The organism is Pseudomonas sp. Leaf59, from assembly GCF_920984685.1.
GTDB lineage: Bacteria > Pseudomonadota > Gammaproteobacteria > Pseudomonadales > Pseudomonadaceae > Aquipseudomonas.
On the sequence record NZ_CAKLBR010000013.1, the window covers coordinates 60,479 to 71,719 of the forward strand.

The 11,241-nt window shown below is 64.9% G+C and carries 7 protein-coding genes and 1 pseudogene; all 8 read left to right on the forward strand.

What is annotated here, in order from left to right; genetic code table 11:
- Window positions 1–2,463: an ABC transporter permease gene (locus tag LUB09_RS15255; protein WP_231422949.1), complete on the forward strand. Its 2,463-nt coding sequence runs from the start codon at window positions 1–3 to the stop codon at window positions 2,461–2,463.
- Entirely contained in the window at window positions 2,453–3,517 is a 1,065-nt protein-coding gene (locus tag LUB09_RS15260; RefSeq protein WP_231422950.1) for a lipocalin-like domain-containing protein, read from the forward strand. Before LUB09_RS15255 ends, LUB09_RS15260 begins: the two co-directional genes overlap by 11 nt.
- Before the next feature lie 368 nt (window positions 3,518–3,885).
- A pseudogene (locus tag LUB09_RS15265) lies at window positions 3,886–4,880 on the forward strand (hypothetical protein).
- 3 nt (window positions 4,881–4,883) lie between these two features.
- The gene (locus LUB09_RS15270) at window positions 4,884–5,261 is read left to right on the forward strand and encodes a hypothetical protein (RefSeq protein WP_231422951.1); all 378 of its coding nucleotides are present in this window, start codon (window positions 4,884–4,886) and stop codon (window positions 5,259–5,261) included.
- A 200-nt stretch (window positions 5,262–5,461) separates the two neighbouring features.
- Entirely contained in the window at window positions 5,462–6,079 is a 618-nt protein-coding gene (lexA, locus tag LUB09_RS15275; protein ID WP_231422952.1) for a transcriptional repressor LexA, read from the forward strand.
- On the forward strand, window positions 6,079–6,693 hold the full coding sequence (gene imuA / locus LUB09_RS15280) for a translesion DNA synthesis-associated protein ImuA (protein ID WP_231422953.1): 615 nt from the start codon (window positions 6,079–6,081) through the stop codon (window positions 6,691–6,693). The genes lexA and imuA overlap by 1 nt, the downstream gene beginning before the upstream one ends.
- Window positions 6,694–6,700: 7 nt before the next feature.
- Window positions 6,701–8,116, forward strand: coding sequence for a Y-family DNA polymerase (locus tag LUB09_RS15285; RefSeq protein ID WP_209982729.1), 1,416 nt, complete (start codon window positions 6,701–6,703; stop codon window positions 8,114–8,116).
- Entirely contained in the window at window positions 8,092–11,184 is a 3,093-nt protein-coding gene (locus LUB09_RS15290) for an error-prone DNA polymerase (protein WP_231422954.1), read from the forward strand. The genes LUB09_RS15285 and LUB09_RS15290 overlap by 25 nt, the downstream gene beginning before the upstream one ends.
- Window positions 11,185–11,241: the final 57 nt, after the last annotated feature.

An 11,241-nucleotide genomic window follows, 5' to 3' on the forward strand; every position in this document is an offset into this window, starting at 1 on the left:
ATGAGGGTATTTTATTGGGCGTTGCGCGCGCTGCTCAGCCACTGGCGGCGTCACCCCGTGCAGTTTTTCAGTGTGCTCACCGGCTTGTGGCTCGCCACGGCGTTGCTCACCGGTGTGCAAGCCCTCAACAGTCAAGCGCGGGATAGCTACGCACGCGCCGGCCAGTTGATCGGCGGTGAGCCGCAAGCCAGCCTGAGTGCGCCGGATGCGGCCGCTTTCCCCGAGGCGCTGTTTGCCCAGTTGCGTCGCGCCGGCTGGCCGGTGTCGCCGGTGGTGCAGGGGCGCGTGTTGCTCAAGGGGCATGAAGACCAGCGCCTGCAGTTGATGGGCATCGAACCGCTGTCCCTGCCCGGCAGTGGCGCGGTGGCAGGGCAGCGCTTGAGCCAGGCGCAGATGCTCGCGTTTTTTGCCGCGCCGGGGCGCACCTGGATTTCGCCGCAGACCCTGCACGCGCTGGGCCTGAGCGAGGGCGAGCAAGCGCATACCACCAGCGGGCAAGCCCTGCCGCCTTTGCAGGCCCAGCCGGACATGGCCCCCGGGCTGCTGCTGATGGACATTGGCTTTGCCCAACCCTTGCTGGGCATGCCCGGGCAATTGTCGCGCCTGCTGCTGGACAAAACCTTCGCCGCCACCCATCCCACGCCGCCGGCCGGCTTGCAGCTCAAGCAGGGCGAAGACAACAACCTCGCGCGCCTCACCGAAAGCTTTCACCTGAACCTGGATGCCCTGGGTTTTCTGTCCTTTGTGGTCGGGTTGTTTATCGTCCACGCCGCCATCGGCCTGGCCCTGGAGCAACGACGCAGCCTGCTGCGCACCTTGCGCGCGTGCGGGGTCAGCGCGCGCCTGCTGATCCTCAGCCTGGGCGTGGAGCTGGGCGTGCTGGCGTTGCTCGGCGGCGTGCTGGGCGTGGCCAGCGGGTACTTGCTGGCCAGCCTGTTGCTGCCGGATGTGGCTGCCAGCATACGCGGCCTGTACGGCGCCGAGGTGCCGGGCCAATTGAGCCTCAGCCCGGGCTGGTGGGTAGCCGGGCTCGGCTTGAGCCTGCTCGGCGCGCTGCTCGCCGGCGCCGGCAGCCTGTGGCGCGCGGCACGCTTGCCGCTGCTGGCGCTGGCCAATGCCCAGGCCTGGCATGAGGCCCATGGCCGCTGGTTGCGGCGCCAGGGTTGGGTGGCGGGAGCGGCGCTGCTGATTGCGCTGCTGGCGCTGTGGCTGGGCAACAGCCTGGCCGCCGGGTTTGTGCTGATGGCCGCACTGTTGCTGGGCGCGGCGCTGGGCTTGCCGGTGTTGCTCAATGCGCTGCTCAAAGGCGTGCTGGGGCGCAGCCGTTCGGTGTTGGGACAGTGGTTTCTCGCCGATTGCCGTCAGCAACTGCCGGCCCTGAGCCTGGCGCTGATGGCGCTGCTGTTGGCGCTGGCTGCCAATATCGGCGCGGGCTCCATGACCTCGGGCTTTCGCCACACCTTCGATAACTGGCTGGAACAGCGCCTTACCGCCGAGCTCTACCTCAACCCGCAAAACCCGGCGCAGGCCGAGCAGATGCACACCTGGCTGGCCCGCCAACCGCAGGTGCAGGCGGTGCTGCCCGCCTGGCAGGTCAGCGTGCAATTACAGGGTTGGCCGGCGGACGTGTTCGGCGTGGTCGACGACCCCACCTACCGTCAGCACTGGCCGTTGCTGGAAGCCGTCGGCCAACCCTGGGACCGCCTGCATCAAGGCGATACGGTGATGCTCAGTGAACAATTGGCGCGGCGCTTGAAAGTGCGATTGGGCGATACGCTCAGCGTGCCCACCGCGCAGGGAAACTGGTCGCCTTCGGTGGTCGGGATTTACGCTGACTACGGCAACCCCAAGGGCCATCTGCTGGTCGATTCACAGCACCTGTTGGCGCACTGGCCAGGGCTGTCACCGGTGCGCTTCAACCTGCGGGTGTTGCCGCAACAGGTACCGTCGCTGATCCAGGCCGTGCAGCGCACCTTTGCCCTGGAGGACAGCCGCATTGTCGATCAACAGCAGCTCAAAGGCTGGTCGAGCCAGGTGTTCGAACGCACGTTTGCCGCCACGGCCGCGCTCAACAGCCTCACCCTCGGCGTCGCCGGCGTGGCGCTGTTCATCAGCCTGTTGACCCAGAGCCAAAGCCGCCTCGGCCAACTCGCGCCGTTGTGGGCGCTGGGGGTGACGCGCCGACAACTGATGCTGCTCAACCTGGGCCAGACCTGGCTGCTGGCGGTGCTGACCCTGGTGCTGGCCTTGCCTCTGGGCCTGCTGCTGGCGTGGTGCCTGGACGCGGTGATCAACGTGCAGGCCTTTGGCTGGCGCCTGCCGTTGCAGGTATTTCCGTGGCAGCTGGCGCAACTGCTGGGCCTGGCGATGCTCGCCACGCTGCTGGCCTCCGCCTGGCCGCTGTGGCAGCTGTACCGCAGCCGCCCGGCGGATCTGCTGAGGACCTTCGCCCATGAAAATTAAAGCCTGGTTGTGGTGTGCGTTGCTGCTGTTGAGTGCGTGCGACAAAGCCCCCGCCCCCGAAGAAAGCTTTGCCGGCCTTGGCAGCGATGCCGCGGATTTTGCCCAGGTGGTGCCAGGCAAGGTGTTTACGTTTCCCGCAGACCACGGTGCGCATCCAGGCTTTCGCATTGAATGGTGGTACGTCACCGCCAACTTGAAGGACGCCCAGGGCAATGTGTTTGGCGTGCAGTGGACGCTGTTTCGCAACGCCTTGCAGGCGGGCCCCGCGCAGGCCGGTTGGCGCGATTCCACCGTCTGGCTGGGCCACGCGGCCGTCACTTCTGCCACCCGCCACTACGCTGCCGAGCGCTACGCCCGTGGCGGTGTCGGCCAGGCCGGCGCCCAGGCGGAGCCGTTTGCTGCCTGGATCGACGAGTGGAATTTTGCCAGCCGTCCCGGCGCGGCCAGCCCCTTGACAGACATGCAACTCAAGGCCGGCGGCGCGCAGTTTGCCTACGATTTGCGCTTGACCTCCAGCCGCCCACTGGTGCTGCAAGGTGACCGTGGCTACAGCCGTAAATCGGATCAGGGCCAGGCGTCGTATTACTACAGTCAGCCGTTTTTTACGGCCAGCGGCAGTATCAGCCTGGATGGCAAGGTGTATCAGGTGACCGGGCCGGCCTGGCTGGATCGGGAGTGGAGCAGCCAACCCCTGGCCGCCAGCCAGACGGGCTGGGACTGGTTTTCGCTGCACCTGGACAGGGGCGAGCAGTTGATGCTGTTTCGTGTGCGGCAGAAGGACGGTTCGGGCTACCTGACGGGTACCTGGATTGATCCGCAAGGGGGGACGCAGACCTTGCACAACGCCGATATCCAGCTCACGCCATTGGCCACCACCGAGATTGACGGGCGCCGTATTCCCACGCGCTGGTCGCTGAAGATTCCCGGCAAGGGCTTGGATATCACGACTCAAGCCGTCAACCCCAAGGCCTGGATGGATTTGAATATTCCGTACTGGGAAGGGCCGGTGGAGTTTGAGGGTGGGGTGGGGTATCTGGAGATGACCGGGTATTAGACGTGGTTGTGGATGTACACCTGTTCAAATGTGGGAGGGGGTCTGTTGTGGCGAGCGGGCTTGCCCCGCGTTGGGGTGCGAAGCGCCCCCAATCAAGAAAAACGCGGTGTACCTGACACTACTCAGAGCCTGGTTCTGGGGCTGCTTCGCACCCCAACGCGGGGCAAGCCCGCTCGCCACGACAGGCCCGCTCGCCAAAGTAAAAGTGGTAAAGGTTTGACGGTAGGTCGGGCCGCTTTCTGTAAGCGCAAATTCTCTGCTGTGTAGGCAGCTTCCCAAATGTGATGGACCCCTCCCGGACTTGTGTCCAGGCCGTGCTTCCCTGCTTATATTTCGACGCCAGTTTCATTGCATCCCGGATGTAAGGCATGGCGCAGAGCTACATCAATGACCGCACAACGGACTACGAGAGTTTGAAATCGCGCTTGATGGGCGGCGGCCTGAATCGACAGCGCTCTGATCATTTCGACGTACTGAATCGACACCTGCGCCCCGGTCTTGTGGCACCGGGGCAATTGGTGATTATTCCCGATGCTGGCAGCGTGAGCTGTTCCGGCGAGGAGGCCTGGTTGATGCGGCATGCTGAACAGGTTCGTCGCAGCCTGGAGCTGAATACGTCGGCCGGCGCGGTGGTGATCGGCAATTATGATTTGCTGCAGAGTTTTCTTGCGTATGGCTCGATTGGTGTGGGAAGCGCAGCGTCTGGCTGGGGGCGGCATCTGGATGAAGTGGGGCGAACACTGGGAGAAATCGAACATTTGCATCAACGGTTGAAGAGTGGCGGGTTGGACAGGGATGGATTTGTTCGGCAGCGGCAGATGCTGTTTGGTCGATTGGATGCGCAGTTGCAAGGAGCGGCGCGTTTCGGGACGGGATTGCAAGGCAATCAATCGTTGAAGAAAGTGCTCGGATTGTCGACTAAAAGTTATCTGCACAAGAATGAAATTGCAGGGTATGCGCAAAGAATCAAGGCGATAACGCAGACGTCGAAGTGGTTGGGCAAAGGGACATATGCAGGATTGCTGTTGGATGTTGGCGTCACAGGTTTGGAGATCAAGGAAGCCTTTATGACGAGTAAGGAAGCGCAGTGCAGACGAGCGAAATATGTGGAGGCGGGCAGGTTTGTGGGCGGGGTGACGGGAGCTGCCATTGGGGCAAAATTAGCTGCTGATGTAGCTCGTAGTGCTTGTCGCTTGTATCTGGGCGTTTATTTGAAAGGAAATGGATTACTTGCGTGTGGGGTCATTGGAGGTGCAGCGGGAGGCAGCGCAGGCGGAAATGCTGGCGGTGCTGGCGGTGCTTTTTTGGGTGGGAGATCATCGAGGTTGATGGAGACTTGATATTCGACCCTGAAGGGGCCTGACAATTGTCATTCTTTCTCGTCTACACCGTCGTCTGGTTTTTTGGAGGCCTTGTTACCCTGGGGCTGCGACTATTTGCCGAATACGTAAAACTCGACAGTCTGGAAAGCTGCTTCAGCCAAAATGAAAAGGTTCGCGACACTAAACGCTTTTGGGGAAGAAACCAGCCGATCGACAGGTTTTATCGCATGTTGCAGATTTATGAGTTTTTGTCCGATTCCAAATGCCATTTGGAAGCGGGGTTGGTGACGGAGGCCGAACTGAAGTCCATTCCTTTGTCACTCAGGCGTTGGGTGTTGTGGCCCTTTTACCTTACTTATATCTGGGGGGGCGCAACCATCGTTTGGTGCGTCTGGTTTTGGTGGTTCGACATTCAAATCTGATGTGATCCAACTGACGCCGTGAAAAAAGTTTTATGACTGAGGCAGAGTTATCCGCCGTTCCGCTATCACTCAAACGCTGGACCGGATGGCCCTATCGACTTGCGATGATTTGGGCTGTCAGTAGGGGCTATTGGTGCGCCTGGCTTCAGTGAACACTCCCGACTACCGGCTATTGTCAGAAATTTCCCGAAGGAGTACAAATGTACTCCATGACGACTCTAACCCCACGCCGTACCGCCATTCTGACCTTTATCCGCGATCGCATCGCGCAGCAAGGGCAGCCCCCCAGCCTCGCCGAGATCGCCGAGGCGTTCGGCTTTGCCTCGCGCAGCGTGGCACGCAAGCATGTGCTGGCGCTGACTGAAGCCGGTTTTATCGAGGTCAACCCCAACCAGGCCCGTGGCATTCGCCTGCTCAATCAGCCGGCGCGGCCCGACTGGCTGGATGTTCCGGTGCTCGGTCGCGTGGCCGCCGGGCTGCCCATCGGTGCCGATGCCGAGGTGCACAGCCGCCTGCAACTGGACCCGACCACGTTCGCCAAAACTCCGGATTACCTGCTGCGGGTGCAGGGCGATTCGATGATCGAAGACGGCATTCTCGACGGTGATCTGGTGGGCGTGCGCCGCAGTGCCGAGGCCGTAAACGGGCAGATCGTGGTGGCGCGCCTGGATGGCGAAGTCACCATCAAGCGGCTCGAGCGCCATGGCGACAGCGTGCGCCTGCTGCCGCGCAACCCTGCGTATCAGCCCATCGTGGTGGGGCCTGATCAGGACCTGGCCATCGAAGGGGTGTTCTGCGGCCTGGTGAGGCAGGGTTGATGGGCGCCGTCATTGCGCTGGACACGCTGTTCAATGGCGGCCGCGTGTGGAAAGGCCGGCCCGCCGCGCCACCGGCCAGCGTGCACCCCACGGGGCTGGCGGCGCTGGATGCGGTGCTGCCCAGCGGTGGCTGGCCGGAGTCAGCCCTCAGCGAAATCCTGATGGCCACGGAGGGCGTAGGCGAATTGCAACTGGTGCTGCCGACCCTGGCGCGCCTGTCGGCGGCGGGGGAGCGCATCGTGCTGGTGGCGCCGCCTTACACGCCGTACGCCCATGCCTGGCACAACGCCGGGGTGGACCTGCGCCAGCTCGCCGTCATCCGGGCCGAGGAACGCGACGCGCTGTGGGCGGCGGAACAGTGCCTGCGTTCCGGCAGTTGCGGCGCGGTGCTGTGCTGGCCGCGCAAGGCCGATGACCGCGCCTTGCGCCGCCTGCAGGTGGCGGCGGAAACCGGGCAGACCCTGGCGTTTGCCTGGCGCGCATTGGGCGAGGCGGTCAATGCGTCGCCGGCGGCTCTGCGTCTGGCGGTCGAGGCGCGGCCTGCGCAGGTGCGCGTGCTCAAGTGCCGGGGCGGGCTGGCCCATCCGGCGCCGATTGCGCTGGCCGGGCACTGAGGTTGCCATGCGCTGGGTGTGTATTGTCTTCCCGCAATTGGCGCTGGACGGGGTGCAGCGTCTGCATCCCGAGCCGGACCAACCGCTGGTGCTGCTGGCGGGTACGCCGCAGCGCCGCGTCGTGCAAACGGCCAATGCCGCCGCGCGCGCCTTGGGCTTGCGCCCCGGTCAGTCGCTGACGGCCGCCCATGCGCTGAGCAAAACCTTTGCCAGCGCCGAGTACGACCCGGTTCAAATCGAACACTGGCAACAGTTTCTCGCGGCCTGGGCCTACCGTTTCAGTTCCCAGGTCAGTGTGTTTTATCCGCGTGCGCTGCTGTTCGAGATCGAGTCGAGCCTGGGCCTGTTCGGGCCCTGGCCGCAGTTCGAGGCGCGCTTGCGCAAGGAACTCACCGAACTGGGGTTTCGCCACCGCATCGTCGCCGCCCCCAACCCGGCGGCGGCGCGGGTGCTGGCGAACCTCTACGATGGCCTGGCCGTGGCCGATGACAGCGCCTTGCTGCACGCCCTGGCGCCGCTGCCCATCGACCGTGCAGGCCTGAACCCGCAGGCCGCCACCGCCTTGTCGCGCATGGGCCTGCGCACGCTGGCGCAGGTGCAGGCGCTGCCCCGGCATACCCTGGCGCGGCGCTTTGACGCCGGGCTGCTGCAGCACCTGGATACATTGACCGGGCAGCGCCCCCTGGCCCTGGCCTTCTATCAGCCGCCAGACCAGTTCGATGCGCGTATCGAATTGAATTTCGACGTGCACTCCCACCAGGCGCTGCTGTTTCCCTTGCGCCGCCTGACCGGCGATCTATCAGCCTTCCTCTGCGGTCGCGACAGCGGCGTGCAACGGTTCGACCTGCACCTGGAACACGCCCAGGCGCCGGACAGCGTGATCAAGGTCGGCCTGCTCAGCGCCGAGCGCGAACCGGCGATGCTGTTCGAGCTGGCTCGCGGGCGGCTTGAGCAGGTGCAGGTTACCGCGCCGGTACGCGGCTTTCGCCTGGTGGCCGAGGACCTGCCGTTGTTCGTGCCCCAGCGCCAGGACCTGTTCGACGACCGCCCGCAACAAACCCTGCCGTGGGAACAGTTGCGCGAACGCCTGCGCGCGCGCCTGGGGGATGAGGCGGTGCAGGGCCTGCGTTTTCATGCCGATCACCGCCCCGAATGTGCCTGGCAGGCGGTGGTCGACAAACACCCCTGCCCACCCCTGAACAAGGTGCAACGCCCCGGCTGGCTGCTGCGCGAACCAACCCTGCTGGCCGAGCAGGGGGTGCAGATTCTGATGGGCCCGGAACGCATCGAATCCGGCTGGTGGGACGGCGCCGACATCCGCCGCGACTACTACCTGATCCAGACCCGCGCCGGTCAGCAGGGCTGGGCCTACCGCAGCGTGGGGCAAAGCGACGGGTTATGGCTGCAAGGCTGGTTTGCATGAACTACGCCGAACTGCACTGCCTGTCCAACTTCAGCTTCCAGCGCGGCGCCTCAAGTGCGCTGGAGTTGTTCGAGCGTGCCAAACAACAGGGTTACCGCGCGCTGGCGATCACCGATGAGTGCACCTTGTCGGGCATCGTGCGGGCCTGGCAGGCGGCGAAGGCGGTGGAGGTGCCGCTGATCATCGGCAGCGAGATGCGCATCGAAAACGGCCCGAGACTGGTGTTGCTGGTGCAGGACCTCATCGGTTACCAGCACCTGTGCCGGCTGATCACCCTGGCCCGGCGGCGTGCCGAAAAGGGCCGTTATCGCCTGCTGCGGGAGGACTTCGACACACCGTTTTCCGGCCTGCTGGCGCTGTGGGTGGCCGAAGACGGCAATACCCAGGCCGATATCCAATGGCTGCGCCGCACCTTTGTCGACGGCCTGTGGCTGGCGGTGCACCTGCACTGCGGCCAGGACGATGCGCGCCATCTGGAGCAGCGCCTGCAACTGGCCGCCAGCCTGCACATCCCGGCGGTGGCCTGTGGCGATGTGCACATGCATGCGCGCGGTCGCCGGGCCCTGCAAGACACCATGACCGCCATCCGCCATCACGTACCGGTGGCCGAAGCCGGCACGCGCCTGCACCCCAATGGCGAACGCCACCTGCGCAGCCGCGAGGCCCTGGCCGCGCTGTACCCCCAGGCCTTGCTCGACGAAACCCTGGCCATCGCCCGCCGCTGCACCTTCGACCTCGGCCAGTTGCGCTACCACTATCCGCGCGAGCTGGTGCCCGACGGCCACAGCGCCAAGAGCTGGCTGCGTACCCTCACCGAAGAAGGCATCGCCCGGCGCTGGCCCCAGGGCGTCGAGGCCGGCACCCTGGAGCAGATCAACATCGAGCTGGCGCTGATCAGCGAGCTGGGCTACGAAAGCTACTTCCTCACGGTGCACGACATCGTACGTTTCGCCCGCAGCCGTTCGATCCTGTGCCAGGGGCGCGGCTCCGCGGCCAATTCGGCGGTGTGCTTTGCCCTGGGCATCACCGAAATCGACCCGAGCCTGACCCGGCTGCTGTTCGAGCGCTTCCTGTCCAGGGAGCGCAACGAACCGCCGGACATAGACGTCGACTTCGAGCACGAACGCCGCGAGGAGGTGCTGCAATACGTGTTCCAACGCTACGGGCGTGCCCGCGCGGCGTTGACGGCGGTGGTCAGCAGTTATCACGCGGCCGGCGCAGTGCGCGATGTGGCCAAGGCCCTGGGCTTGCCCGCCGACCAGATCAACGCGCTGGCCGAGTGCTGCGGGCGCTGGAGTGATGATGCGCCACCGCTGGCACGCCTGCGTGAAAGCGGCTTCGACCCGGACAGCCCGATCCTGCGCCGGGTGCTCACGCTGACCCAACAGTTGATCGGCTTCCCCCGGCACCTGTCCCAGCACCCCGGCGGCTTCGTGATTTCCGAACACCCGCTGGACACCCTGGTGCCGGTGGAAAACGCGGCCATGGCCGAGCGCACCATCATCCAGTGGGACAAGGACGACCTCGACGCCGTGGGCCTGCTCAAGGTGGATATCCTCGCCCTGGGCATGCTCAGCGCGATCCGCCGCTGCTTCGACCTGCTGCGCCGCCACCGCAACCAGGACCTGACGCTGGCGTCGATCCCCAAGGAAGACCCGGCCACCTACGCGATGATCAGCAAGGCCGACACCATCGGTGTGTTCCAGATCGAGTCGCGGGCGCAGATGTCGATGTTGCCCAGGCTCAAGCCGCAGACGTTTTACGACCTGGTGATTGAAGTCGCCATCGTACGGCCCGGGCCGATTCAGGGCGGCATGGTGCATCCGTATCTGCGTCGGCGTAATAAAGAAGAACCCACGACTTATCCGTCGCCTGCCTTAAAAGAGGTGCTGGAACGCACCCTGGGCATCCCGCTGTTCCAGGAACAGGTGATGCAGATCGCCATGGTCGCCGCCGACTACAGCCCCGGCGAGGCCGACCAGTTGCGCCGTTCCATGGCTGCCTGGAAACGCCATGGCGGGCTGGAGCCCCATCAGGAACGCCTGCGCACCGGCATGATGAAAAACGGCTACACCGAAGCCTTTGCCGCGCAGATCTTCGAGCAGATCAAGGGCTTTGGCAGCTATGGTTTTCCCGAGTCCCACGCGGCCAGCTTTGCCCTGCTGACCTACGCCAGTTGCTGGCTCAAGTGCCATGAGCCGGCGGCGTTCGCCTGTGCGCTGATCAACAGTTGGCCCATGGGTTTCTACAGCCCGGACCAGATCCTGCAGGACGCACGCCGCCATCGCCTGCAGATCCGCCCGGTGGACGTGCTCGCCAGTGACTGGGATTGCAGCCTGGAGCCCATCGACGGCCAGCAACCGGCGATTCGCCTGGGGCTGCGCATGATCTCGGGGTTTCGCGAAGACGACGCGCGGCGCATCGAGGCCGCGCGCGGGCGTCGTGTGTTCGGCGACATTGCCGACCTCGACGAGCGGGCCGGGCTGGATTCGCGTGCCCAGGCCCTGCTGGCCGATGCCGGTGCATTACGTGCGCTGGCCGGCAACCGGCACCAGGCGCGCTGGGACGTGGCCGGGGTGCATAAACAGCTGGGGCTGTTTGCCGGCCTGCCCGGCGCCGACGCAACCCCGGTGGCGTTGCCCGCGCCAACGTTGGGCGAAGACCTGCACGCCGACTACGCCACCCTCGGCACCACCCTGGGCCCGCACCCGCTGGCCTTGCTGCGCGGGGAGTTGCGCAAGCGGCGTTGTCGCAGCTCCCGCGAGCTGGCGACGGTGGAACATGGGCGCAACGTCAGTGTGGCGGGGCTGGTCACGGGGCGGCAAAGGCCCGGCACTGCCAGCGGCGTGACCTTCGTCACCCTGGAAGATGAATTCGGCAACCTCAATGTGGTGGTCTGGCGCGACCTCGCCGAGCGCCAGCGCCAGGCCCTGGTGGGTTCGCGCCTGCTCAAGGTGGATGGGCGTTGGGAGGCGGTGGGCGAAGTGCGGCACCTGATCGCCGGGCGTCTCACCGACCTCACGCCGCTGCTGGACGGCATCCATGTGCGCAGCCGGGATTTCCATTGAAGCCGTTGATTGCATAGTGTTTGCGCCCTAAATAAGTCCGGATGAAACCATCTACAA

Bases quoted from the DNA above. Each gene is read 5' to 3' on its own strand.
- LUB09_RS15255 (WP_231422949.1), top strand. From the start codon at position 1: ATGAGGGTATTTTATTGGGCGTTGCGCGCGCTGCTCAGCCACTGGCGG.
- LUB09_RS15260 (WP_231422950.1), top strand. From the start codon at position 2,453: ATGAAAATTAAAGCCTGGTTGTGGTGTGCGTTGCTGCTGTTGAGTGCG.
- lexA (WP_231422952.1), top strand. From the start codon at position 5,462: ATGTACTCCATGACGACTCTAACCCCACGCCGTACCGCCATTCTGACC.
- imuA (WP_231422953.1), top strand. From the start codon at position 6,079: ATGGGCGCCGTCATTGCGCTGGACACGCTGTTCAATGGCGGCCGCGTG.
- LUB09_RS15285 (WP_209982729.1), top strand. From the start codon at position 6,701: ATGCGCTGGGTGTGTATTGTCTTCCCGCAATTGGCGCTGGACGGGGTG.
- LUB09_RS15290 (WP_231422954.1), top strand. From the start codon at position 8,092: ATGGCTGCAAGGCTGGTTTGCATGAACTACGCCGAACTGCACTGCCTG.